The following is a 23,466-nucleotide window of genomic DNA, read 5'->3' as shown; positions in this document are numbered from 1 at the left end:
GCGGAACGGCCCGCGAAACGTGCACTGGGACGGCGAATCCTCGCCGTCCCAGTGCACGGTTCTTCGGTCGACCGAAGGACCGTGCAGGCGCCACGGCCTCAGTTGCTCGGCTTCTCCGACCCCACGACCCACATCGCGAAGAACTGCGATCCGCCGCCGTAGGCGTGGCCGAGGGCGCGTCGGGCGCCGTCGATCTGGTGCTCGCCGGCCTGGCCGCGCACCTGGAGGGCGGCCTCGCCGAAGCGGAGCATGCCCGAGGCGCCGATCGGGTTGGAGGAGAGCACGCCGCCGGAGGCGTTGACCGGGATGCGCCCGTTCATCGCGGTGGCGCCGGACTCCGTGAGCTTCCAGCCGGCGTTCTCCTCGGCGAAGCCGAGCGACTCCAGCCACATCGGCTCGAACCAGGAGAAGGGCACGTAGATCTCGGCGGCGTCGATCTCGTCGATGGGCGAGGTGATGCCGGCCTGCTTCCACAGGGCGGCCGCGGCGTCGCGGGAGGCCTGCGGGTTCACCTGGTCGCGCTCGGCGGCCGTGGTGGCCTCCGACCGCATGATCGTGCCGTGGATCCAGGCCGGGTTCGGCGAGGCCGCGGCGGCGTCCTCGTCGACGATCACCAGCGCGCAGGCGCCGTCGGAGGACGGGCAGGTCTCGTCGTAGCGGATCGGGTCCCACAGCATCTGCGAGGCGAGCACCGATTCCACGGTGGTGCCCTCGTTGTGGAGGTGCGCGAACGGGTTCTTCAGCGCGTTGGTGCGGTCCTTGGCGGCCACGATCGCGCCGATGTGGTTCGGCGCGCCGGAGCGGCGGATGTAGGAGCGCACGTGGGGCGCGAAGTAGCCGCCGGCTCCGGCGTGCACGGGCATGTTGAACGGCACGGGCACCGAGAGCGCCCACATCGCGTTGGACTCCGACTGCTTCTCGTAGGCGACGGTGAGCACCTTCTTGTGCACCCCGGCCTGCACGAGGGACGCCGCCACGATCGCCGTCGAGCCCCCCACGGACCCGGCGGTGTGGACGCGCAGCAGCGGCTTGCCGGCCGCGCCCAGCGCCTCGGCCAGGAACAGCTCGGGCATCATCACGCCCTCGAACAGGTCGGGGGCCTTGCCGACGACGATCGCGTCGATCTCGTCCAGCGTCATGCCGGCGTCCTCGAGGGCGCGGTCGATGGCCTCGCGGCACAGCCCGGCCATGGAGACGTCCTCGCGCTTGGCGCGGTGGTGGGTCTGGCCGACGCCGACGACGGCGGCGGGTCGCTTGCTCATCAGTTGCTTCCTTCGAGGGTGCACAGGAGGTTCTGCTGGAGGGCCGGGCCGGAGGTGGCGTGCGCGAGCGCCTTGCCCACCTCGCCGTTCCAGATGCGGGTGGCCGCCTCGCCGACGCGGATGCCGCCGCCGGAGAACATCGGGTTGCCCGTCAGCGGGCCGCCGGAGGGGTTGATGCGGACGTCGTCGCCCAGGCCGAGCTCGCGGCGCAGGATCAGCTCCTGGTGGCTGAAGGGCGCGTGCAGCTCGGCGATCTCGACGCCGTCCAGGTCGAGGTGGCGGGCCGCCGCGGCGGTGGACGCCGACCGGGTCAGGTCGCGCGCGCCGAGGTGCATGGGGTCGATGTTGTGGGCGATGCCGGTGATCCAGGCCGGACGCTCCCGCACCTCGCGGGCCTTGTCGCCGGCGGCCAGCACGATCGCGGCGGCGCCGTCGGTGACGGGCGCGCAGTCGTGCTTGCGCAGCGGGTCGGCGTAGACCGGCCGCTCCAGCAGCGCCTCGACCGACGAGCCGCCCTTGCGGATGGCGTGCTCGTTCTTCTCCGCGTCGGTGAGCGATCGGTGCGCGACCTCGGCCATCGCCTGCTCGTCCCACAGGCCGGCGTCGATGCCCGCGCGCGCCTGGAGGCCGGCGAGGGAGACGGTGTCGGGCCACAGCGGGGTCATCGTGTACGGCTCGAGCTGCAGGGCCAGGGTTCGGCGCAGGACGCCGGCCGAGCTCTTGCCGAAGGCGTAGACCAGGGCGGTGTCGACCTCGCCGGTCTGGATCTTCAGCCAGGCCTCGTACATCGCCCAGGCGAGGTCCATCTCGACGTGCGACTCGTTGACCGGCGGGATGACGCCGATCGCGTCGACCGCCTGGACGAAGGAGAACGAGCGGCCCGCGAGGTAGTCGGAGGAGCCGGAGCACCAGAAGCCGACGTCGGCGCGGGTCCAGCCCGTCTGCTCGTAGCACTCCTGGAACAGGGGGACCAGCAACTCGACGCAGGTCGGGGACCCGTCGAACTCTGCCATCTGTCGCTGGGCGAACCCGACGACGGCCACGTCACGCATGCGCAGTGCCTTTCAGAGGTGGTTCTTGTAGGTCTCGAAGTCCGCGTCCGGCTCACCGGTCGGCGCGAAGTGGCTGATGTTCTCGATCGTGGTGCCCCACTCCTCGCGGGGCTTCCACACCGCCTTGACCCGCATGCCCATGCGGACCTCCTCGGCGGGGATGTCGAGGATCAGGTGCAGGACGGCGATGTCGGCGCCGTCGAGCAGCACGTACGCCGAGACGTACGGCGGGGTGATCCTCTGGCCGAGGAAGGGCACGTTGACGACGCAGAAGGTCGTGACCGTTCCGGTGTCGGAGAGCTCGACTTCCTCGTCGGTCGGCGTGCCGTCGGTGGGGCAGGCGGCCCGCGGCGGCACGTAGACCTTGCCGCAGCTGGGGCAGCGCTGACCGAGGATGCGGCCCTCGGCGAGGCCGCGGTAGAACGCGGACTCCTCGGGGGAGGCCGCGTAGACGTAGTCGAGGGAGACCGGGGTGATGACGCCGGTGACGGGGTGGTCCTCGACCAGCCCGCCGCCGGCCGGGGAGTCGCCCTCGGCTCCGGCAGGGAGCGGCTCGAATGCCTCGATGTCGGTGATCGCGCCGATCCGCTCGGCCGCCCAGCGGATGCGCACGCGCATGCCGGTGGAGACCTCCTCGGGCGAGGCGACGTCCAGGGCGTGCAGGAAGGGCCGCGTGGCGCCGTCGAGCCGCACCAGCGCGAAGGCGAAGGGACGGTCGAAGGGCTGCGCCTTCACCGGCTCGGGCACCCACGTCCACGACATCACGGTGCCGACGGGGGAGACCTCCACGAAGTCGGTGAGGGCCGCGTGGGTCACCGGGTCGTACTCCGGCGGCGGGACGACGACCTCGCCGTCGGAGGTGCGCCCGCCGACCACGACGCCGTCCCGGAGACCGGTCAGGAACCGGCCGATGACCGGGCCGGTCGAGCGGGTGTAGTCGAAGGCGACGGTGACGGGGGCCTGCAGCGTTCTCGACATGCGACCGAAAGTAGAACACGTTCTATCCGTGAGGCAAGCCTCGTGAGAAGGTGTCCGCCATGAAACTGGGACTTCAGCTGGGCTACTGGCAGGCGCAGCCGCCGACCAACCACGCCGAACTCGTCAAGGCCGCCGACGAGAGCGGGTTCGACGCCATCTTCACCGCCGAGGCCTGGGGCTCCGACGCCTTCACGCCGCTGGCCTGGTGGGGCCGCGAGACCCGCAACGTGCGCCTGGGCACCTCGATCGTGCAGATGTCGGGCCGCACCCCGACCTCGATCGCGATGCACGCGCTGACCCTCGACCACCTCTCCGGCGGCCGCATGGTGCTCGGCATGGGCGTGAGCGGCCCCCAGGTCGTCGAGGGCTGGTACGGCCAGCCGTTCTCCAAGCCGCTCGCCCGCACCCGCGAGGTCGTCGAGATCATCCGCAAGGTGCTGGCCCGCGAGGGCGCGGTCACCAACGACGGCCCCCACTACCCGCTGCCCTATCGCGGCGAGGGATCGGTCGGGCTCGGCAAGCCGCTCAAGCCGATCACCCACCCGCTGCGTGCCGACATCCCGATCTGGCTCGGTGCCGAGGGTCCGAAGAACGTCGCCCAGACCGCCGAGATCGCCGACGGCTGGATCCCGATCTTCTACACGCCGGGCTCGGCCGGCATGTACCAGCCGTGGCTCGACGAGGGCTTCGCACGGCCGGGCGCACGGCGCACGCGTGCCGACTTCGAGATCGCGGCCACCTGCCACCTCGAGATCGTGCCGGACGCCGCGGCCAAGCAGGCCGCGATCGACGCCATGAAGCCCTTCGCGGCCCTCTACATGGGCGGCATGGGCGCCAAGGACGCCAACTTCCACAAGCAGGTCTTCGAGCGGATGGGCTACGAGCAGCTCGCCGGCACCGTGCAGGAGCTCTACCTCACCGGCCGCAAGGACGAGGCCGCGGCGATGATCCCCGACGCCCTCATCGAGGACCTCCACATCATCGGCACCGAGGGCGAGGTCAAGGAGAAGGTGGCCCAGTGGGCCGAGACCGGCGTGACCACACTGATGCTCAGCCTGCGCACCACCGACGAGGTGCGCCGCATCGCCGACCTGCTCGCCTGAACCACCCCGCCGGGATCGCCGGACGGCGCCGGCGCGAGCTTGTGCCGCCGGGGAGAGTGGAGCCATGACGACTCTCCCCGGCGGTACGACGTCCCTCGGCCCGGGCGGGCCGGCGATCTCCCGGATGGGCTTCGGCGCGATGCAGCTGGCCGGACCCGGGGTGATGGGGCCGCCGAAGGACGCCGACGCCGCCCGCGCCGTGCTGCGCGAGGCGATCGCGCTCGGCGTCACGCACATCGACACCAGCGACTTCTACGGTCCGCACCTGGTCAACGAGCTCATCCGCGAGGTGCTGCACCCCTATCCCGAGGCCCTGACGATCGTCACCAAGGTCGGGGCCCGCCGCAACGAGAAGGGCGACTGGCTGCCGGCCGGCCGGCCCGAGCAGCTGCGCGACGCCGTCCACGACAACCTGCGCCACCTCGGCGTCGAGGCGCTCGACGTCGTCAACTACCGGGTGATGCCGCCGGTCGCCGGCGAGGCCCGGTTCGCCGACGGCTTCGGAGCGCTGGCCGAGCTGCGGCAGCAGGGCCTCATCCGGCATCTGGGGCTGAGCGAGGTGACGCCCGACCACCTGGCGTGGGCGCAGGCGATCGCGCCGGTGGTGTGCGTGCAGAACGAGTACAACCTCGCCCGGCGCGACGACGACCCCTTCCTCGACCAGCTCGAGGTGCTCGGCATCACCTACGTGCCCTACTTCCCGCTCGGCGGCTTCTCCCCGCTCCAGTCCTCGATCCTGGACGCCGTGGCGGCGCGGCGCGGCGTCTCGCGCCAGCGGGTGGCGCTGGCCTGGCTGCTCCAGCGCTCGCCGGCGATCGCCGTCATCCCGGGCACCTCCTCGGTCGAGCACCTGCTCGACAACGTGGCCGCCGTCGACCTGGTGCTCGACGAGCAGGACCTGCTCGACCTGGAGGAGATCGGCGGCTGACGCCGGCGCGATCCTTGCCGTGAACTAGAACGCGTTCTAGTGTGCGGAGCGTGACCGACACGCTCCGCACCCCAGCCCACAACGGCCACCTGATGGTCGCCGCGCTCAAGCGCCACGCGAACCGCCCGATCGTCCACCTCGGCGACGTCACGCTGACCGGCCGGGAGACCTCGGAGCGCATCTCGCAGTACATCCAGGCCTTCGAGTCCCTCGGCGCCGGGCGCGGCACCGCCGGTGCGCTGCTCGCCCTCAACCGTCCCGAGGTGCTCTTCATCCTCGGTGCCGGCCAGACCCAGGGCTTCCAGCGCACCTCCCTGCACCCGCTCGGCTCGGCCGACGACCACGCCTACATCATCAACGACGCCGGCATCTCGACCCTCGTGGTCGACCCGTACTTCGCCGACCGGGCCGTCGAGCTGCTCGGCGCCTGCCCCGGCCTCAAGCAGATCCTCACCATCGGCCCGGTGCCGCCGCAGCTCGCCGACGTCGGCACCGACCTGACCGAGGTGGCGGCGTCCTTCGCGCCGCAGCCGCTGCACGCCGCACTGCTCGAACCCGACCACATCACCTCGATCACCTACACCGGCGGCACCACCGGCAAGCCCAAGGGCGTCGTCGGCACCGTGCGGGCGTTCTCGACGATGGCGCAGATCCAGATGGCCGAATGGGAGTGGCCGGCCGAGCCGCGCTTCCTCATGTGCACCCCGCTCTCGCACGCCGGCGCGGCCTTCTTCGTGCCGGTGGTGCTCCAGGGCGGCACGCTCTTCGTCTCCGCGCGCTTCGACCCCGCCGAGGTGCTGCGCACCATCGAGGAGAAGCGCATCAACTCGCTCATGCTCGTGCCCACGATGCTCTACGCGCTCATGGACCACCCCGACTCGCACACGCGCGACCTGTCCTCCCTCGAGACCGTCTACTACGGGGCCTCGGCCATCAACCCGGTGCGCCTGAAGGAGGCCATCGAGCGGTTCGGCCCGATCTTCGCGCAGTACTACGGGCAGTCCGAGGCGCCGATGGTCATCACCTACTTCCCCAAGGGCGACCACGTGGACGCCGAGGGGCGCCCCGCCGAGCACCGGCTGACCTCCTGCGGCCGGCCGTCGGCGTACCTGCGCACCGCGCTGCTCGGCGAGGACGGCGAGCCGGTGGCGCCCGGCGAGCCGGGCGAGATCTGCGTGGCGGGGCCGCTGCTCTCGGCCGGGTACTGGCAGCTGCCCGAGGCGACGGCCGAGACCTTCCGCGACGGCTGGATGCACACCGGCGACGTCGCGCGCGAGGACGAGGACGGCTTCTGGTACATCGTCGACCGCACCAAGGACATGATCGTCACCGGCGGTTTCAACGTCTTCCCGCGCGAGGTCGAGGACGTCGTCGCCGAGCACCCGATGGTCGCCCAAGTCGGCGTCATCAGCACCCCGCACGAGAAGTTCGGCGAGGCGGTCACCGCGATCGTCGTCCTGCGCGCCGACGCGCCGCGCGACGAGGAGTCGATCGCCACGATGACGGCGGAGATCCAGGAGGCGGTCAAGCAGCGCAAGGGTTCGGTCCAGTCGCCCAAGCAGGTGATCGTCGCCGAATCGCTGCCGCTGACCGGTCTCGGCAAGCCGGACAAGAAGGCGCTGCGCGCGCAGTTCTGGACCGGCGAGCGCTCTGTTGGGTGAGGCCACCAGCCGCTACGCCGGGCTGACCCGCGAGCAGCTCGCCGTCCTGGTGCCCGAGCTGCTGCTCATCGGGCAGCTCATCGACCGCTCCGGGATGGCGTGGTGCATCTCCGCCTTCGGGCGCGAGGAGATGGAGCAGATCGCGATCGAGGAGTGGGCCGGCTCCTCGCCGATCTACACCCGGCGCATGCAGCGGGCGCTCGGCTACGCGCCCGAGGCGCCGGGTGAGGGCGACGTCGTCACCATCTTCAAGGGGCTCCAGCTCGACATCGGCGCCCCGCCGCAGTTCATGGACTTCCGCTACACCGTGCACGACCGCTGGCACGGGGAGTTCCACCTCGACCACTGCGGCGCGCTGATGGACGTCGAACCGATGGGGCCCGACTACGTGCGGGGCATGTGCCACACCATCGAGGACCCCACCTTCGACGCCACCGCGGTGGCCACGAACCCCCGCGCCCAGGTGCGCCCGATCCACCGGCCGCCGCGTACGCCGTCCGACCGGACGCCGCACTGCGCCTGGTCGGTGGTCATCTCGCCCGATCACCCGCCGGTCTCGCCGCTGGCGCCGTACTTCGCGATCGAGCGCACCCGGGCGGCGTCCCTCGAGCTCGCGCCGATCGACCCGGACGACGACGGCGCGGGCGACTACGCCGGCCCGCTCGTCTCCGACCTCGACTTCGCGGCGTTCTCCCACAGCGCGCTCGTGCGGATCGCCGACGAGGTGTGCCTCCAGATGCACCTGCTGAACCTCTCCTTCGTGCTCGCCGTCGAGGCGCGCGCCCGGGACGCCCAGCAGATGCACGAGATCTGCACCAAGCAGCTCGTCGGAGTCGCCGGCATCGCCGCCGAGCGCATGCGGCGCGCCCTCGACCTCCCGGCCGACGCCGACGGGGCGCTCGCTGTGCTCCGCCTGCACCCGCTGCTCAATCCGGCGGCCTATGTGGCGGCCGACGTCGCCGGAGGGGCGCTCACGGTCACGGGGGGAGCGGCCGCCGAGGACGGCGCCTGGATCACCCTGTGCGGCCCCGACGCGCCCGCGCCGCTGCGGGCGATCGTGCGGGCCGTCGACCCGCACCTCGACGTCGAGGTCGCGGGTGACGGCGAGGCATGGACGGCCCGCATCGTCGTCCGCGAGCAGCCGGCAGCCGAGGCCGGCGAGGTCGCCGTGACCCGCTTCTCCACCGGCGCGGCGTTCGCCTTCGAGCCCCGCCGCTCCCTGCCCCTGACGGTGGTCTGAGCGCGCCCGGAACGAGCGGTCGAGGTACGAGCGGAGCGAGCCGCGAGACCCCCGCACCTGGCCGCCGACCGGTACTGGAGGCCGTTCGTCTCGCCGGGTCTCGCGGCTCGTCGCTGGCGCTCCTCGCACCTCGACCACCGAGGTGGCACCTCAGCCCAGGTCGACCGACGGGACGGCGCGCACGGCGGCGTCGCGGATCTCGAAGAACTCCGCAGGCCGGAAGCCGAAGGCGTTCGCGACGAGGCTGGAGGGGATGGTGCGGCAGCGCGTGTTGTAGGCGCGCACGTTGCCGTTGTAGAAGCGGCGGGCGGCGGCGATGCGGTCCTCGGTGATGACGAGCTCGTCCTGGAGGTCGAGGAAGTTCCGCGATGCCTTCAGGTCCGGGTAGGCCTCGACCCGGGCCAGCACCTGGCCGAGGGAGCCGGTGAGGGCGTCCTCGGCGGGGGCGCGCCCGGCCGGCGAGCCCGCGGACGCCGCCAACGCGCCCTCACGGGCGGCGACGAGCGCGCCGAGCACGGCTGCCTCGTGGCTGGCGTAGCCCTTCACGGTGGCCACGAGGTTCGGGATGAGCTCGTGGCGACGGGTCAGCTCGACGTCGATGCCCGACCACGACTCGGCGATCAGCGCCTGCTGGGAGGCGAAGCGGTTGTACATGACCACGACCGCGATCGCGACGAGCACGACGACCGCGATCACGATGTAGAGCGCGATCATGCGCGACCCTCCTTCAACTCCTGCCACAGGAACTCGGGGACGAGGTCCAGGATCGAGTCCATCACGCCGAGTCGGGCGTCGATGCCGGTGGGGTCGTACTCGCCGTCCTCGACCAGCAGCATCGCGTCGCCCTCGAAGCGCCAGGCGATCTCGGTGAACCGCATCAGGTGCTCCATCATCCGCGGGTGGAGCACGGCGGAGGCGAACCGGCGGTCGGGGGAGTTGATGCGGAAGGCGCGGTTGAAGTCCTCGGACTCCAGCTCGATGTCGGTGTTGAACAGGCGTCCGGCGAAGCGTTCGAGGAAGTTCTCGGGGTCGACGACGAGCCCCGGCGTCCACACGCCGAGCTCGACGACGGTCAGGCAGTAGCGGTAGGTGACGGTGCGCGATTCCTTGCCGTTGCCGTGCCGCTCCTTGTAGCGGTAGTCGAACGCCGTGAAGCGCCGGTCGAGGTGGGTGCCGCGGATGACGTTGGTCGCGCGGCGCCCGAAGCCGCGGCCGAACGGGTCGCCGGCGAAGCGACGGGTCAGCGCGGGGTCCGCGGCGGTGTAGCTCCACCCGCGCCCGGCGGCGTAGGCGGCCAGCGCCTCGCGTCGGCGCTTCTCGGCCAGGTAGGAGAGGTAGGCCAGCAGCACGCCGACGAGCAGCACGCCGGCGATGATGAGTCCGAGCACGGGCCCAGCATGCCCGAGCGGGACCTCCGCACGCGTGCCGCGTCAGCGACCTTCGAACCGCGGCGCCCGCTTCTCCAGGAACGCCCGCGGGCCCTCCTTGGCGTCGGCGGAGGAGAACACGGCGGCGCCGATGCGGGCGTCGTCGGCCCAGCACTCGTCCTCGTGCTTGCCCTCCGACATGCGCATCGTCCGCAGGATCGCCTGGACGGCGAGCGGGCCGTTGGCCGCGATCTGGTCGGCGATCTCGCGGGCCTTGGCCAGCGCTTCGCCGTCGGGGACGACGTGCCCGATGAGGCCGAGCTCCTTGGCCTCGGGGGCGCCGAGGGTGCGGCCGGTGAGCAGCAACTCGGCCGCCACCGTGTACGGGATCTGGCGGGGGAGCCGGACCGCGGAGCCGCCCATCGGGTAGAGGCTCCAGCGGGCCTCGGCCACCCCGAACCGCGCCGACTCGCCGGCCACCCGGATGTCGGTGCCCTGGAGGATCTCGGTGCCGCCGGCGATGGCCGGGCCCTCGACCGCGGCGATGAGGGGCTTGGTGAGGCGGAAGCCCTTGAGCAGACCCTTGATGACGGTCGGGTCGTAGCTGCCGTCCTCGAAGCTCTCCGACGGGGGCTTCTCGTTCGCGGTCTTGAGGTCCATGCCGGCGCAGAAGTAGCCGCCGGCGCCGGTGAGGATGCAGACGCGGATCTCGGGGTCGTCGTTCACCCGGTCCCAGGCCGACTCCATGATCCGCAGCATCTCCGAGGAGAGCGCGTTGCGGCGGTGCGGCCGGTTCATGGTGACGATGAGGACGTGGCCGTCCTGCTCGACGAGGCAGTCGGGGGCGGTCTCGGCGGCGTCCGGCTCGGTGATCGCGGCGGTCATGGCCGTGATGCTAGCCACAAACGAGAACGTGTTCTAGTCTTCGGCCGTGGCCCTCAACATCGCCGATCTCTTCGAACACGCCGTCGACGCCGCGCCCGACAAGCCCGCTGTGAAGGTGGGCGAGCGCACGATGACCTACGCCGAACTCGAGGCGGAGTCCAACCGGCTGGCCCACTACCTCGCCTCCCGCGGCGTGGGCGCGGGCGACCACGTCGCCGTCTACGCCAAGAACTCCCTCGAGCACGTCGTCTCGGTGCTCGCGGTCTGCAAGATCCGCGCGGTCAACATCAACGTCAACTACCGCTACGTCGAGGGGGAGTTGGACTACCTCTTCGACAACGCCGACGTCGTCGCGCTGCTCGTCGAGCGCACCTACGCCCCGCTCGTGGCCTCCTGCTACCCCAAGCACGAGAAGCTGCAGACGGTCGTGGTGATGCCCGACGTCCTCGAGCCCGACGACACCTCCGACATCTCCGCCTTCGACGGCGTGCTGTGGGACGACGCCCTCGCCGACCAGAGCGCCGAGCGCGACTTCGGCCCGCGCAGCAACGACGACCTCCACATCATCTACACCGGCGGCACCACCGGCTTCCCGAAGGGCGTCATGTGGCGTCACGAGGACTTCTGGCGCGTTCTCGGTGGCGGCATCGACTTCATGACCGGTCAGCCGCTGGAGGAGTACGACCAGTCCGCGCAGGCCGCCCAGGACGGCCGCATGGTCACCTTCCCGCTGAGCCCGCTCATGCACGGCGGCGCGCAGGCCGGCCTGCTCATGCACCTCTTCGCCGGGCACCTCACGATCCTCGAGCCGAAGTTCGACGCCGTGCGCACCTGGGAGATCATCGAGCGCGACGGCGTCCAGCTGATCTTCATGACCGGCGACGCGATGGCCCGCCCCCTCATCGAGGCCTACGAGGCCAAGGCCGCCTCCGGGACGCCGTACGACTGCCCGAACCTGCTGGCGATCTCCAGCAGCGCCGCGATCTTCAGCCCGCCGGTCAAGGAGCGCTGGATGAAGGCGTTCCCGAACTCCTTCTTCACCGACTCCATCGGCGCGAGCGAGACCGGCTTCCAGGGCACCGGCCTCCAGGACGCCGCGAACATCAGCCCCGACGGCCCGATCGTCGCGCTCGGTCCCCACGTCGTCGTCCTCGACGAGGACAACCGGCCGCTCGACATCGCCACCAACGTCGGCAAGGTGGGCCGGCTGGCCCGCGGCGGGCACGTGCCGGTCGGCTACTACAAGGACGAGCGCAAGTCCGCCGAGACCTTCCTGGTCATCGACGGCGAGCGGTACTCGGTGCCCGGCGACTTCGCCCGCATCGAGACCGACAACCGCGTGACCATGCTCGGCCGCGGCTCGAACTGCGTGAACACCGGCGGGGAGAAGGTGTTCCCCGAGGAGGTCGAGATGGCCATCAAGCGCCACCCCTCCGTCTACGACGTCCTGGTCGTCGGCGTCCCCGACGAGCGATACGGCCAGGCGGTCACCGCCGTCGTCGAACTGCGCGAGGGCGCCACCTTGGAGCTGGAGGAGCTGCGCGAGTTCCTGCGCGAGTACCTCTCGGGCTACAAGCTGCCGCGTCAGATGACGGTGGTCGACCAGATCCCGCGCAATGCCACCGGCAAGGCGCAGTACCCCCGGGCCAAGGAGTTGGCCCTCGAATCCCTCGCGACTGGAGTCTGATCAGCCATGCGTACACCGATCTGCGACCTCTTCGGCATCGAGTACCCGATCCTCGCGTTCACGCCCTCGCAGCACGTCGCCGCCGCCGTCACGCGCGCGGGCGGGCTCGGCGTCCTGGGCTGCGTGCGGTTCAACGACACCGACGAGCTCGACGAGACCCTGACCTGGATGGACGAGAACACCGACGGCAAGCCGTACGGCGTCGACATCGTCATGCCGATGAAGATCCCGACCGAGGGCACGTCGGTCGACCTCGGCGCGCTCATCCCCGACGACCACAAGCGCTTCGTCGATGAGACCCTGCTCAAGCTCGGCGTCCCGCCGCTGCCCGAGGGCGAGGGACGCGAGGGCGTGCTCGGCTGGCTGCACTCGGTGGCGCGTTCGCACGTGGACGTCGCGCTCAACCACCGTCCGGTCTTCATCGCCAACGCGCTGGGCAGCCCGCCGGTCGACGTCATCGAGAAGTGCCACGAGGCCGGGCTGAAGGTCGGTGCGCTCGCCGGTGCCGCCAAGCACGCGAAGAGCCACGTCGACAACGGCGTCGACATCATCATCGCCCAGGGCTACGAGGCCGGCGGTCACACCGGCGAGATCGCCTCCATGGTGCTGGTGCCCGAGGTCGTCGACGCGGTCGGCCCCGACGTCCCGGTGCTCGGTGCCGGCGGCATCGGGTGCGGTCGTCAGGTGGCGGCGTCCCTCGCGCTCGGCGCGCAGGGCGTGTGGACCGGTTCGATCTGGCTGGGCACCGAGGAGTACCGCAACCTCGCCGGAAACAAGGGCTGGGAGACCGCGTTCCTGCGGGCCACCTCCAGCGACACCGTGCGCACCCGCATCTACACCGGCAAGCCAGCGCGTCTGCTCAAGACCAAGTGGACCGAGGCCTGGGCCGAGGAGGGCGCACCCTCCCCGCTGCCGATGCCGCTGCAGAACCTCCTGGTGGCCGAGGCCCACAACCGCATCAACGCCTCCGGCGACCCCGACGTCATCTCGATGCCGGTGGGCCAGATCGTGGGCCGCATGAACGAGGTGCGCCCGGTCGCCGACGTGATGGCCGACCTGGTCACCGAGTTCGGCGAGGCCGTGGCTGCGCTGAACAAGATCAACGGCTGATCCGATCATGACGAGGCGGGTCGGGCTCGGGACGTCCCCGAGCCGGCCCGCCCGTCGCCGTCTCCTCCTCACGGTCCTCGCGCTCCTCGCGACCGGCGGCGGTCTGGGCTGGCAGGGTGGTCTCTCGGCCAGCGGCCGGGACTTCCCGCCACCGGTCCCCGCTGCGGTGTGCGACGCGGGATCGCGGCCGGAGACCGGGGTCCAGGGCCGGGTGCCGTCCTCCGACTACGCCAGCGGACGCGCGGCGAAGGGCTACACCTGCAACGCCCGCGTCGTCGCCCACCAGGGCACGTCCGGCGGCTTCAAGGTGCTGCGCTACGTAGACGCCGCCGGCCGGGCGTGCGCGTACTACGACGCGAGTCAGCCGATCCCCATCCGGCTGCCCGGACAGCTGACGTTCCTGACCGGCCCCGGCACCGGCGTCTCCGTCCTCGACATGACCCGCCCGACGCGCCCGCGGCTCGCCACCTCGTTGACCACCCCGACGATGCTCAGCCCCCACGAGAGCCTGCTCGTCAACCCCCGCCGCGGCCTGCTCGCCGCGGTCATGGGCAACACCTTCGCCTCCGTCGGCGTGCTGGAGGTCTACTCGATCGCCGAGGACTGCCGTTCGCCCCAGCTCCTCTCGCGCACCACCGAGCCGCTCCTGGGCCACGAGAGCGGCTGGAGCCACGACGGTCGCACGTTCTACGCCTCCAGCTCGGGCGGCCAGACGCTGACGGCGATCGACCTCGACGACCCCACCGCACCGCAACGGATCTTCACCGTCGTCGGCGTGAACTACCACGGCATGCGGCTCTCGCCGGACGATCGCACGCTGTACGTCGCTCACATCAGCGACGACCTGAGCGGCCTGACGCTGCCCGGGAAGGGGCTGCGCATCCTCGACGTCTCGCAGATCCAGGAACGACGGCCCTCGCCGACCGCGCCGGTGATCGCCGACCTCACCTGGCCCGAAGGCTCCATCCCACAGGTGGCTCAGCCGTTCACTCGCGGCGGGCGCAGCTACCTCCTGCAGGTCGACGAGTTCTCCACCGTCGGACTCAACGACGGATCCCTCGACGTCGCCCGAGCCACCGTAGGCGCGGCCCGGATCATCGACGTCACCGACGTGCGTCGTGCACGGGTCGTCTCCCGTCTGCGGCTCGCCGTGCATCAGCCCGCCGCCCGCATCGAGGCGGCGGGCGATCCGGGCGCGGGCGACGTCTTCGGCGGCTACACCGCGCACTACTGCTCGGTGCCGACCGAGATCTCGCCGCGACTCGCGGCCTGCTCGATGATCGGCTCCGGACTACGGGTCTTCGACATCTCCGATCCAGCCCGCCCCCGCGAGGTGGCCTACGTCAACGAGCCGACCGAGGCCGGGTCGGCCGCACTCTCCCAACCTGCGTGGGATGTGCGTCGCCGCCAGGTCTGGTTCAGCGACCAGAACTCCGGCTTCTACGTCGTCCGGCTCACCGGTCGGGCGGCGGCGCTGCTGCGGCCCGGGCTCTGAGCCCGGGGTCGCGCGACGACCGCGAGGTCAGTGACCGACGGCGCCCAGCGCCCACAGCGGGACGGCGAGCCCGAGCAGGAACAGCACGACGGCAGCTGCCAGCCAGCTGCGGACGGCGCGGCGCGCTCGCTCCTGCGGGCACGTCAGGGGTTCGGTCACATGATGACGGTAGGCGCGCGCCGGTCCGCGGCCCAGGGCCGGAGACCAGGCTTGACCGCTCGCGGGAGCGAATGGCCCACCTGGACTAGACGGGTGTCGTCCGAGGTGTCGGCGTGCCGTAGCTGCGCCCACGCTCCGCACGTGCCCACAGCGTGCCGTGGGCGGTGACGCCCTCGGCGATGAGCTCGCGCTTGAGCACCTTGTTGGTGGCCGTGCTGGGCAGATCGGCCTCGAAGCGCACGTAGCGCGGCCACGCCTTGGGGGAGAGGTCGGGCTGCTCGGCGAGGAACGCCTCGAACTCCGCCGGCGTGACCTGCTGGCCGTCGCGCAGCACGATGGCCGCCATCACCTGGTCGCCGACCCGTTCGTCGGGCACCGCGTAGACCGCGACCCGGCTCAGCTGCGGCAGGCGCTGGAGCACGCGCTCGATCGGCGCGGCCGCGAGGTTCTCGCCGTCCACCCGCATCCAGTCGGCGGTGCGTCCGGCGAGGTAGACCCAGCCGTCGGCGTCGCGGTAGGCCAGGTCGCCCGACCAGTACATGCCGTGACGCATGCGGTCGGCGTTGGCTCCCTCGTCGTTGTAGTAGCCCTGGAAGAACCCGGCGCCCTGGGTGTTGACCAGCTCGCCGATCGCCTCGTCGGGGTTGAGCAGCACGCCGTGCTCGTCGAGCTCGGCGACGGCGCACTCGGTGACGGTCTCGCTGTTGTAGATGGCGACGTCGGGGTAGGCCTTGCCGATCGAACCACGGGGGGTGCCCGGTTCGCGGGTGATGATGATGGCCAGCTCGGTGGAGCCGAAGCCGTCCCACACCTCGCAGCCGAAGCGTCGGGAGAACTCGTCGATGTCCTGGTCGCCGGCCTCGTTGCCGAACGCCACCCGCAGCGTGTTGTCGGCGTCGTCGAGCTGCTCCGGGGTGGCCAGCACGTAGGCCAGGGGCTTGCCGACGTAGTTCATGTAGGTGACGCCGTAGCGGCGCACGTCGGCGAGGAACCGGGACGCCGAGAAGCGCGCCGGCACCATCGTGGCGCCGCTGCCGACCGCCACGGCCCACCCGGCGACGACGGCGTTGGAGTGGAACAGCGGCATCGAGAGGTAGCAGACGTCGTCGGGGGTGATCGCGTAGCGCTGCACCAGGTGCACGCCCGAGAACAGCACCGTCAGGTGGCTCACCTGCACGGCCTTGGGGTCGCCGGAGGTGCCGGAGGTGAAGATCATCATGAAGGTGTCCATCGCCTCGACCGTGCGGAAGTCGGTCGGGGTGACGGTGGCGGCGGCCAGCATCGCGTCGTAGGCGGGGGAGTCGACCTCGACCACGCGGACGCCGTCGAGGTCGAGGCCCTGGAGCAGCGGCAGGTGCTCGGCGTCGGTGAGCAGCACCTGGCACTCCGAGCGCCGGACGTCGGCGACCAGACCGGCGCCGCGTCGCGTGGTGTTGATGCCGGCGAGCACGTAGCCGCCGAGCGCGGCCGCGGCCATGCTGCGCAGCATCGGCGGGGTGTTGCCCAGCAGGGTGCCGACGTGGAGCCGCCGCTCGGGCGCGGCGAGCGACAGGAGCGCTGCGGCCTCCGCCTCGGCCTCGGCGAGGTGCTCGGGCCAGGTCCAGCTGCGCTCCCCGTGGCGGATCGCCACCCCGTCGTCCGCACTGCGTTCGCGGAGCCACTGCTGGATCGTCTCGGCCATGGGGCGCCTCTCGGGGAGTCGGAATTGACGCTCGTCAAAATATGGTGTGGGTCACAGCAGGTCAAGGCTGCAGGTTTCCCGGTCAGCCGGGTCTCACGGCCGCACCCGGTACGCCGTCCCGCGCGGCTCCCGCTCCCACAGCACCCCACCGGACGCCGTCGCGCCGGCCACGCCGGCCGCCGCGAGGTCGCGCTTGATGATCTTGGTCGTGGCCGTGCGGGGCAGCTCGTCCACCGCCCGGTGCACCCGCACCCAGCGGGGCCGGGCCTTGGGCGAGAGGTCGTCCTGGTCGTCGAGGAACCCGGCGAACGCGGCGGGCGACAGGTCGGGCGCGACGATCGCGGCCATCACCTGGTCGCCGATCCCAGGCGCGCCCGAAGCGGCGTCGCCGGGGTCGGGCACCGCGTAGACCGCGGCCGAGGTGATCGCCGGATGCCGCAGCAGCACCCGCTCGATCGGCGCGGCAGCGAGGTTCTCGCCGTCGACGCGCAGCCAGTCGGCGGTGCGCCCGGCGAAGTAGATCCAGCCCTCGGCGTCGCGGTAGGCAAGGTCGCCCGACCAGTACATGCCGTGCCGCATGCGGTCGGCCTCGGCGTCCGGGTCGTTGTAGTAGCCCGCGAACGCACCGGCGCCTTCCGTGTTCACGAGCTCGCCCGTGGCCTCCTCGGCGTTGAGCAGCCGCCCGTGGTCGTCGAAGACGGCGTCCGGCGTCTCGGCCAGGGTCTCCGGATCCAGCACTCGGACGCCGGGGGCCGGGCGCCCCAGGGCGCCCGCCGGCATCCCGGGCTCGCGGCGCACGATGACGGCGTTCTCGGTCGAGGAGTAGGAGTCGACCACCGTGCAGCCGAAGCGCTCGCCGAAGGCCGCGATCGAGCGCTCGTCGGCCTCGTTGCCGAAGACGATCCGCAGCGGGTTGTCGGCGTCGTCCGGGTGCGGCGGGGTGGTCAGCACGTAGCTCAGCGGCTTGCCGACGTAGTTGGCGTAGGTGGCGCCGAAGCGTCGCACGTCGGGGAGGAAGCCCGACGCGCTGAACCGCGCGACCGCCACGCCGGCGCCCTGCGCGAGGGCGGGCGCCCAGCCCGCCATGACGGCGTTGGAGTGGAAGAGCGGCATCGAGACGTAGGCGACGTCGTCCGACCCGAGCCCGAAGCGCTCGCCGAGCAGCACGCCCGGCGCGGCCACCTTCGCCTGGGTGATGCGCACGGCCTTGGGGTCGCCGGAGGTGCCCGAGGTGAAGATCAGCATCATCAGGTCGTCGGGGCCCACCGCGAGGTCGGCCGGCTCCGGTGAGGCGGCCGCCACGAGCGCCGCCCACTCCTCGCCGTCGATGTCGACGACCGCGCCCTCCGGCAGGGCGCCATCGGGCAGCAGGTGGGCGTGCGCGGCGTCGGTGAGCACGAGCGCCACATCGGCGCGGGCGCAGTCGCCGGCCAGCGCCGCGCCCCGCCGCGTCGGGTTGAGGCCGACCGCCACCACACCGCCGAGCCCGGCGGCGGCGAGGAGGTGCAGGTACTCCGGCCGGTTCTCCAGCAGGACGCCGACGTGCGGCGGCCGCCCGGGAGCGAGCTCGGCCAGCAGAGCGCGCAACGCCGAGGACCAACGCGCCGCCGTCGCCACCGTCTCGGCCCACGTCAGCCGGACGCCGTCCCCGAGCAGGCCGTTGCCGGCGTCGTCGCGTCGCGCGAGCAGTTGCTCGCGGACCGTCGGCGGGGGAGCGGTCACACCGGCTCGGCGGCCAGCACGCGGCCGATCGCCAGCGCCTGCTCGGTGGCGCTGCCGAAGGCGAACTCGAAGCGCTTCGCGGCGGTGAAGTAGCGGTGCGCCTCGCCGTCGAGGTCGATGCCGACGCCGCCGTGGATGTGCACGGTGGTGTGGGCCAGCCGGTGCGCGGCGTCGGCGGCCCACAGCTTCGCGCTGGCCACCTCGACCTCGGCGGGCAGGCCCTCGACGAGCCGCCAGACCGCGCTCCAGAGCACGAGTCGCTGGCCGAGCACGTCGATGTAGCCGTCGGCGAGGCGCTGGGAGACGGCCTGGAAGGTGCCGATCGGTCGTTCGAACTGCTCGCGGGTGCGGGCGTAGGCCGAGGTCAGCTTCAGGGCGCCCTCGGTGACGCCGAGCAGCTCCGCGGCGGTCGCCACCGTCAGCAGCTGTCCCAGCCGGGACGCCGTGGAGCCGTCGAGGGTGCCGACCAGCGTCGCCGGGACGCCGTCGAGGTCGAGCCGGGCGACGGCGTCGCGGTCGCTCGTGCGCTGGGGGACGACGCCCAGGCCGGCCGCGCCGGACTCGACGAGGAACACCCCGGTGCCCTCGCCGGCCGCGGTCGCGGTGACGAGGTAGGCGGAGGCGACCGTGCCGGCGCGGACGATCGCCTTCGTGCCGTGCAGGGTCCACGCGTCGCCGCTGCGCCGGGCCTCGGTGGCCGGACGGGTCGGCAGCTGGCTGCGCTCCTCGGCGACGGCGGCGGTCAGCACGCTCTCACCGGACGCCGCACGGGGCAGCCAGGCGGCCTGCTGCTCGGGCGAACCGGCCTCGGCGAGCAGGGCGCTGGTCGCGCCGTGCACGGCCAACGGCACTGGCGCGACCCGGCGTCCGGCCTCGACCAGCACGCGGCACAGCTCGATGAGCCCGAGTCCGGCGCCGCCGTGCTCCTCGGGGAGCTGGAGCGAGAGCAGGCCCGCGTCGGCCAGGGCACGCCACAGGTCGCGGTCGAAGCGGTCGCCCGCGTTCTCGACCTCGGTCATGCGGGCCGGCGAGGTGTGGTCGCCGATGATCTGCGCGGCGAGCTTCGCGGCGTCGTCCTGCTCGGCGGTGAAGGTGAAGTCCATGGGGTCCGTCCTGGAGTCGGGTCGGTGGCGGTGGTCAGCGCTTCGCGGCGGGGAGGCCCAGCCCGACGTAGCCGATGATGTCGCGCTGGATCTCGTTGGTGCCGGCGCCGAAGGTCATCACCAGGGAGGAGCGGTAGAAGCGCTCGAGACGGCCCGCGAGGACGGCGCCCTCGGAGTCGCCGGTGATGCCGGCGTTGGGGCCGACGATCTCCATGAGCGAGCGGTACACCTCGATCGCCAGCTCTGATCCGTAGATCTTGGTGGCCGAGGCCTCCGCCGGCGAGAGCGGGACGCCGAGGTCGGCGTCGGAGGTGAGCTTCCAGTTGAGCTGGGTGAGCATCTCGACCCGCGCGTGCGCGCGACCGAGCGCGATCTGCACCCACTCGGCGTCGATGACCCGCTGACCGTCGGGGTTCTTGGTCTGCTGGGCCCATTCGCGCACGAGCTTGATCGACTGCGTGAGGGGCGCCGCCGAGGTGAGCGCGACGCGCTCCTTGTTGAGCTGGTCGGTGATGAGCGACCAGCCGCCGTTGAGCTCCCCGACGAGGTTCGAGACCGGCACGCGGACGTTCTCGTAGTAGGTCGCGCTGGTGTGGACGCCGGCCACCGTGTGCACCGGGGTGTAGCTGAAGCCGTCGGCGTCGGCGGGCACGAGGATCATCGAGAGGCCCTTGTGGCGCGGCAGGTCGGCGTCGGTGCGGCACGCCAGCCAGATCCAGTCGGCGTACTGGATGAGGGAGGTCCACATCTTCTGGCCGTTGATCACCCACTCGTCGCCCTCGCGCACCGCGCGGGTCTTCAGTGAGGCGAGGTCGGTGCCCGAGCCGGGCTCGGAGTAGCCGATGGAGAAGTGCAGGTCGCCGGCCAGGATGCGGGGCAGGAAGTAGTCCTTCTGCTCCTGGGTGCCGTAGTGCATGATCGTCGGCCCGACGGTGTTGAGCGTCAGGTAGGGCACCGGCACACCGGCCACGGCGGCCGCGTCGGTGAAGATCAGCTGGTCGACCATCGAGCGGGCCTGGCCGCCGTACTCCTTCGGCCAGCCGATGCCCAGCCAGCCGTCGGTCCCGAGCTGGCGGATCACCTGCTTGTAGATGCCGGCGTCGCCGAACTCGCCGGTGGCCGCGGAGAGCCCGGCGCGCACCTCGGGGGTGACGAGGGCGTCGAAGTACTCGCGCAGTTCCTCCCGCAGCTTGATCTGCTCGGGTTCGAGGGCGAGATGCATGGGGCGCTCCGATCGGCACAGGGGGTCAGGGCGGCGGACGCCGTCGCATCGGGGACACGACGGTGGAATCCTGGGTGTGGCTGGCACCACACGCGCAAAAACTATAACCTGTTCTCGTTTTGGTCCACAGCTACGGAGGACACCGATGAGCGACACCGCCACCCGCCTGCTCGACCAGGGCTCGGCCCCGCAGCGTTTCGCGCGCGGCTGGCACTGCCTCGGCCTGGCCTCCGAGTTCGCCGACGGCGCACCGCACGCCGTCGAGGCCTTCGGCGGCAAGCTCGTCGTGTGGGCCGACTCCCACGGCGAGCTCCAGGTGCTCGACGGCTACTGCCGCCACATGGGCGGCGACCTCACGCAGGGCGAGGTCAAGGGCGACGAGATCGCCTGCCCGTTCCACGACTGGCGCTGGGGCGGCGACGGCAGGTGCAAGGCCATCCCGTACGCCCGCCGTGTGCCGCTGCGGGCCCGCACCCAGCGCTACGAGACCGCGATCGTCAACGACCAGCTGCTCATCTGGCACGACCCCGAGGGGGCGCCGGCCGACCGCGACATCCTGCCGCCGCAGCTCGCCGGCCTCGACGAGGGCCTCTACACCGACTGGATCTGGAACCGCGAGCACATCATCGGCTCGCACTGCCGTGAGCTCGTCGACAACGTCGTCGACATGGCGCACTTCTACTACGTGCACTTCGCGTTCCCGACGAGCTTCCGCAACGTCTTCGAGGGCCACACCGCGACCCAGTTCATGGAGTCCAAGGGCCGCCCCGACAAGACCGACGGCTACTCCAGCTCCGACCTCTTCTTGAAGTCCGAGGCCACTTACTACGGGCCCGCGTACATGATCAACTGGCTCGACACCGACTACAAGGGCTTCAACACCGAGGTCATCCTCATCAACTGCCACATCCCCACCGGCCCGAACTCCTTCCTGCTCCAGTACGGCATCACCGTCCGCAAGCCCGAGGGCATGGACGACGCCACCTCGAACTTCATCGCCGGCAAGTACGCCGAGATGTTCGGCAGCGGCTTCCTCCAGGACGTCCACATCTGGAAGAACAAGGTGCCGGTGCAGAACCCGCTGCTGTGCGAGGAGGACGGTCCCGTCTACCAGCTGCGCCGCTGGTACGAGCAGTTCTACGTCGACCGCGCCGACATCGACCCCGAGATGACGGCCCGCTTCGAGTTCGAGGTCGACACCACCAAGGCCAACGAGTACTGGCAGGCCGAGGTCGCCGAGAACCTCCAGAAGCGCGCCGCCGCCGAGGCCGCCGCTGCCGAGGCCGAGACGGCGTCCACGGGCGCCTGATGGCCTCCTTCGTCCCCGCGTCCGCCGAGACGCTCGAGGACCAGCGGCTCTACACGAGCGCCCGGCTCACCGAGGTCGCGTGCCTCGACTGCCTGGCCCGCGTGGGCGTGAAGAAGAACAGCGAGCACCACACGTCGGTGCAGTGGAGCGCCGAGGCCGTGGCGGCGTGTCCCGTGTTCGCCCGTCGGACGCCGGGGGAGCGCGACCGCTCCTTCCATCACGCTTGTGAGCGGATGGCGGCGAGCATCGAGGCCGCCGTCCGGGACGGCGCGGTGCCGATCGGCGCCGAGGACGGCTACTGAGCCGCAGCGCCGCCCTCCCTCCTCACGCCCCGAGCACCCAGAGCACCCCGACCGCCCCGACCACCCAGCCAGCGAGGTAGCGCGCACCCGTGGACATCGAGTCCTTCGTCCTCACCGTCGTCGACGTCGTCGAGGAGACCCCCGACGCCCGGTCGGTCTCCTTCGCCATCCCGGCGGGAGCCGAGGAGGCGTTCCGCTACAAGCCCGGCCAGTTCCTGACCCTCGCCGTGCCCAGCGACCTCACCGGTCTGGCGGCCCGCTGCTACTCGCTCTCCTCCAGCCCCCACGACGGCGGCCCGCTCACCGTCACCGTCAAGCGCACGGTCGACGGCTACGCCTCGAACTGGATCTGCGACACGCTGCGCCCCGGCGACACCCTGCGCGTGCTGCCTCCCAGCGGCATCTTCAGCCCGGCCTCGCTCGACGCCGACCTGCTCCTCTTCGCGGGCGGCAGCGGCATCACCCCGATGATGTCGATCATCCGCACCGCGCTCGCCGAGGGATCGGGGCGCATCGTGCTCTTCTACGCCAACCGCGACGAGCGGTCGGTGATCTTCGCGCCCGAGCTGACCCGGCTGGCGGCCGAGCACCCCGACCGCCTCCAGGTCATCCACTGGCTGGAGTCTGTGCAGGGCCTGCCGAGCGCCGAGCAGCTGCGGGCGTTCGCCGCCGAGCGGCTCAGCTGGGACGCCTTCTGCTGCGGCCCGGCGCCCTTCATGAAGCTGGTCATGGCCACGCTGAAGGAGCTGGAGTTCCCGCGCGAGCGGCGCCACCAAGAGAAGTTCGTCTCCCTCGGCGGCAACCCCTTCGGCGACGCCGTCCTGGCCGAGGCGGCACCGTCGGCGCAGGAGGCGGACGCCGTCGACGTCCCGGCGTCCGGGCTGGCGGGTCCGGCGCGACTCGAGGCCGAGCTCGACGGCGTCGTCCACACCTCCGACGACTGGGACCCGCAGACGACCCTGCTCGAGCACCTGGAGTCGCGTGGCGTGAAGGCCCCCTACTCCTGCCGCGAGGGGGAGTGCTCGGCCTGTGCGGTCCGGCTGCTCGAGGGCGAGGTCGTCATGCGCCACAACGACGTCCTCGAGGACGACGATCTCGCCGACGGCATCCGGCTGGCCTGCCAGGCGGTGCCCGCCACCCCGACGGTCCGCGTCACGTACCACTGATCCGCTTGCTGCCCCGGCCGGTCCAGACCATCGG

Annotated in this window: 21 protein-coding genes; 10 read left to right on the top strand and 11 right to left on the bottom strand. The window is 71.6% G+C overall.

The window, feature by feature from the left end:
- Positions 1-98 precede the first annotated feature (98 nt).
- The 3 genes from ABD671_RS19825 to ABD671_RS19815 are packed head-to-tail and all read right to left on the bottom strand — an operon-like array spanning position 99 to position 3,292.
- The gene (locus ABD671_RS19825; protein WP_344735210.1) at positions 99-1,262 is read right to left on the bottom strand and encodes a thiolase domain-containing protein; all 1,164 of its coding nucleotides are present in this window, start codon (positions 1,260-1,262) and stop codon (positions 99-101) included.
- Complete coding sequence (locus ABD671_RS19820) at positions 1,262-2,314, bottom strand: thiolase domain-containing protein (protein ID WP_344735209.1); 1,053 nt, start codon at positions 2,312-2,314, stop codon at positions 1,262-1,264. The genes ABD671_RS19825 and ABD671_RS19820 overlap by 1 nt, the downstream gene beginning before the upstream one ends.
- 12 nt (positions 2,315-2,326) lie before the next feature.
- On the bottom strand, positions 2,327-3,292 hold the full coding sequence (locus tag ABD671_RS19815) for a Zn-ribbon domain-containing OB-fold protein (RefSeq protein ID WP_344735208.1): 966 nt from the start codon (positions 3,290-3,292) through the stop codon (positions 2,327-2,329).
- A 59-nt stretch (positions 3,293-3,351) separates the two neighbouring features.
- Between ABD671_RS19815 and ABD671_RS19810 the strand changes: the two genes are divergently transcribed.
- The 4 genes from ABD671_RS19810 to ABD671_RS19795 all read left to right on the top strand — a co-directional run bounded on the left by ABD671_RS19810 (position 3,352) and on the right by ABD671_RS19795 (position 8,224).
- Positions 3,352-4,395: an LLM class F420-dependent oxidoreductase gene (locus ABD671_RS19810; RefSeq protein WP_344735207.1), complete on the top strand. Its 1,044-nt coding sequence runs from the start codon at positions 3,352-3,354 to the stop codon at positions 4,393-4,395.
- A gap of 64 nt (positions 4,396-4,459) precedes the next feature.
- The gene (locus ABD671_RS19805) at positions 4,460-5,323 is read left to right on the top strand and encodes an oxidoreductase (protein WP_344735206.1); all 864 of its coding nucleotides are present in this window, start codon (positions 4,460-4,462) and stop codon (positions 5,321-5,323) included.
- Between the two features lie 50 nt (positions 5,324-5,373).
- Positions 5,374-6,984: a fatty-acid--CoA ligase FadD8 gene (gene fadD8, locus ABD671_RS19800; RefSeq protein WP_344735205.1), complete on the top strand. Its 1,611-nt coding sequence runs from the start codon at positions 5,374-5,376 to the stop codon at positions 6,982-6,984.
- The gene (locus tag ABD671_RS19795; protein ID WP_344735204.1) at positions 6,977-8,224 is read left to right on the top strand and encodes a hypothetical protein; all 1,248 of its coding nucleotides are present in this window, start codon (positions 6,977-6,979) and stop codon (positions 8,222-8,224) included. Before fadD8 ends, ABD671_RS19795 begins: the two co-directional genes overlap by 8 nt.
- Positions 8,225-8,374: 150 nt before the next feature.
- Here ABD671_RS19795 and ABD671_RS19790 read toward each other — a convergent pair whose 3' ends face one another.
- The 3 genes from ABD671_RS19790 to ABD671_RS19780 are packed head-to-tail and all read right to left on the bottom strand — an operon-like array spanning position 8,375 to position 10,476.
- The gene (locus ABD671_RS19790; RefSeq protein WP_344735203.1) at positions 8,375-8,938 is read right to left on the bottom strand and encodes a LemA family protein; all 564 of its coding nucleotides are present in this window, start codon (positions 8,936-8,938) and stop codon (positions 8,375-8,377) included.
- A complete protein-coding gene (locus ABD671_RS19785; RefSeq protein WP_344735202.1) occupies positions 8,935-9,612 on the bottom strand; it encodes a DUF3137 domain-containing protein in 678 nt (225 codons plus the stop codon). The genes ABD671_RS19790 and ABD671_RS19785 overlap by 4 nt, the downstream gene beginning before the upstream one ends.
- A gap of 42 nt (positions 9,613-9,654) precedes the next feature.
- Positions 9,655-10,476 (bottom strand): crotonase/enoyl-CoA hydratase family protein, encoded by an 822-nt coding sequence (locus tag ABD671_RS19780; protein WP_344735201.1) that lies wholly within the window; start codon positions 10,474-10,476, stop codon positions 9,655-9,657.
- A gap of 46 nt (positions 10,477-10,522) precedes the next feature.
- Here ABD671_RS19780 and ABD671_RS19775 point away from each other — a divergent pair, with 46 nt between their 5' ends.
- From ABD671_RS19775 to ABD671_RS19765, 3 genes are read left to right on the top strand one after another with little or no spacing between them, the layout of a single operon-like run.
- Entirely contained in the window at positions 10,523-12,163 is a 1,641-nt protein-coding gene (locus ABD671_RS19775; protein ID WP_344735200.1) for an acyl-CoA synthetase, read from the top strand.
- Positions 12,164-12,169: 6 nt separating this feature from the next.
- Positions 12,170-13,273, top strand: a complete 1,104-nt coding sequence (locus ABD671_RS19770) for an NAD(P)H-dependent flavin oxidoreductase (RefSeq protein ID WP_344735199.1) — start codon at positions 12,170-12,172, stop codon at positions 13,271-13,273.
- Positions 13,274-13,280: 7 nt separating this feature from the next.
- On the top strand, positions 13,281-14,768 hold the full coding sequence (locus ABD671_RS19765; protein ID WP_344735198.1) for an LVIVD repeat-containing protein: 1,488 nt from the start codon (positions 13,281-13,283) through the stop codon (positions 14,766-14,768).
- Positions 14,769-14,795: 27 nt separating this feature from the next.
- Here ABD671_RS19765 and ABD671_RS19760 read toward each other — a convergent pair whose 3' ends face one another.
- The 5 genes from ABD671_RS19760 to ABD671_RS19740 form a co-directional block, all read right to left on the bottom strand.
- Positions 14,796-14,927, bottom strand: coding sequence for a hypothetical protein (locus ABD671_RS19760; RefSeq protein ID WP_344735197.1), 132 nt, complete (start codon positions 14,925-14,927; stop codon positions 14,796-14,798).
- 85 nt (positions 14,928-15,012) lie between these two features.
- Positions 15,013-16,608 (bottom strand): fatty-acid--CoA ligase FadD1, encoded by a 1,596-nt coding sequence (gene fadD1 / locus ABD671_RS19755; RefSeq protein ID WP_344735196.1) that lies wholly within the window; start codon positions 16,606-16,608, stop codon positions 15,013-15,015.
- Positions 16,609-16,701: 93 nt separating this feature from the next.
- Positions 16,702-18,330 (bottom strand): AMP-binding protein, encoded by a 1,629-nt coding sequence (locus tag ABD671_RS19750; protein ID WP_344735195.1) that lies wholly within the window; start codon positions 18,328-18,330, stop codon positions 16,702-16,704.
- Positions 18,327-19,433, bottom strand: coding sequence for an acyl-CoA dehydrogenase family protein (locus tag ABD671_RS19745; protein ID WP_344735194.1), 1,107 nt, complete (start codon positions 19,431-19,433; stop codon positions 18,327-18,329). Before ABD671_RS19745 ends, ABD671_RS19750 begins: the two co-directional genes overlap by 4 nt.
- A gap of 34 nt (positions 19,434-19,467) precedes the next feature.
- Complete coding sequence (locus ABD671_RS19740; RefSeq protein WP_344735193.1) at positions 19,468-20,655, bottom strand: acyl-CoA dehydrogenase family protein; 1,188 nt, start codon at positions 20,653-20,655, stop codon at positions 19,468-19,470.
- Between the two features lie 145 nt (positions 20,656-20,800).
- Here ABD671_RS19740 and ABD671_RS19735 point away from each other — a divergent pair, with 145 nt between their 5' ends.
- The 3 genes from ABD671_RS19735 (at position 20,801) to ABD671_RS19725 (ending at position 23,432) form a co-directional block, all read left to right on the top strand.
- On the top strand, positions 20,801-21,964 hold the full coding sequence (locus ABD671_RS19735) for a 3-ketosteroid-9-alpha-monooxygenase, oxygenase component (RefSeq protein ID WP_344735192.1): 1,164 nt from the start codon (positions 20,801-20,803) through the stop codon (positions 21,962-21,964).
- A complete protein-coding gene (locus tag ABD671_RS19730) occupies positions 21,964-22,266 on the top strand; it encodes a hypothetical protein (protein WP_344735191.1) in 303 nt (100 codons plus the stop codon). The genes ABD671_RS19735 and ABD671_RS19730 overlap by 1 nt, the downstream gene beginning before the upstream one ends.
- 89 nt (positions 22,267-22,355) lie before the next feature.
- A complete protein-coding gene (locus ABD671_RS19725) occupies positions 22,356-23,432 on the top strand; it encodes a 2Fe-2S iron-sulfur cluster-binding protein (protein WP_344735190.1) in 1,077 nt (358 codons plus the stop codon).
- Positions 23,433-23,466 lie beyond the last annotated feature (34 nt).

It is taken from the genome of Nocardioides fonticola, assembly GCF_039536805.1.
Taxonomy (GTDB): Bacteria; Actinomycetota; Actinomycetes; order Propionibacteriales; family Nocardioidaceae; genus Nocardioides; species Nocardioides fonticola.
This window is presented reverse-complemented; position numbering and strand designations above follow the sequence as displayed.

Bases quoted from the DNA above. Each gene is read 5' to 3' on its own strand.
- ABD671_RS19825 (WP_344735210.1), bottom strand. From the start codon at position 1,262: ATGAGCAAGCGACCCGCCGCCGTCGTCGGCGTCGGCCAGACCCACCAC.
- ABD671_RS19820 (WP_344735209.1), bottom strand. From the start codon at position 2,314: ATGCGTGACGTGGCCGTCGTCGGGTTCGCCCAGCGACAGATGGCAGAG.
- ABD671_RS19815 (WP_344735208.1), bottom strand. From the start codon at position 3,292: ATGTCGAGAACGCTGCAGGCCCCCGTCACCGTCGCCTTCGACTACACC.
- ABD671_RS19810 (WP_344735207.1), top strand. From the start codon at position 3,352: ATGAAACTGGGACTTCAGCTGGGCTACTGGCAGGCGCAGCCGCCGACC.
- ABD671_RS19805 (WP_344735206.1), top strand. From the start codon at position 4,460: ATGACGACTCTCCCCGGCGGTACGACGTCCCTCGGCCCGGGCGGGCCG.
- ABD671_RS19790 (WP_344735203.1), bottom strand. From the start codon at position 8,938: ATGATCGCGCTCTACATCGTGATCGCGGTCGTCGTGCTCGTCGCGATC.
- ABD671_RS19780 (WP_344735201.1), bottom strand. From the start codon at position 10,476: ATGACCGCCGCGATCACCGAGCCGGACGCCGCCGAGACCGCCCCCGAC.
- ABD671_RS19770 (WP_344735199.1), top strand. From the start codon at position 12,170: ATGCGTACACCGATCTGCGACCTCTTCGGCATCGAGTACCCGATCCTC.
- ABD671_RS19765 (WP_344735198.1), top strand. From the start codon at position 13,281: ATGACGAGGCGGGTCGGGCTCGGGACGTCCCCGAGCCGGCCCGCCCGT.
- fadD1 (WP_344735196.1), bottom strand. From the start codon at position 16,608: ATGGCCGAGACGATCCAGCAGTGGCTCCGCGAACGCAGTGCGGACGAC.
- ABD671_RS19745 (WP_344735194.1), bottom strand. From the start codon at position 19,433: ATGGACTTCACCTTCACCGCCGAGCAGGACGACGCCGCGAAGCTCGCC.
- ABD671_RS19740 (WP_344735193.1), bottom strand. From the start codon at position 20,655: ATGCATCTCGCCCTCGAACCCGAGCAGATCAAGCTGCGGGAGGAACTG.
- ABD671_RS19735 (WP_344735192.1), top strand. From the start codon at position 20,801: ATGAGCGACACCGCCACCCGCCTGCTCGACCAGGGCTCGGCCCCGCAG.
- ABD671_RS19730 (WP_344735191.1), top strand. From the start codon at position 21,964: ATGGCCTCCTTCGTCCCCGCGTCCGCCGAGACGCTCGAGGACCAGCGG.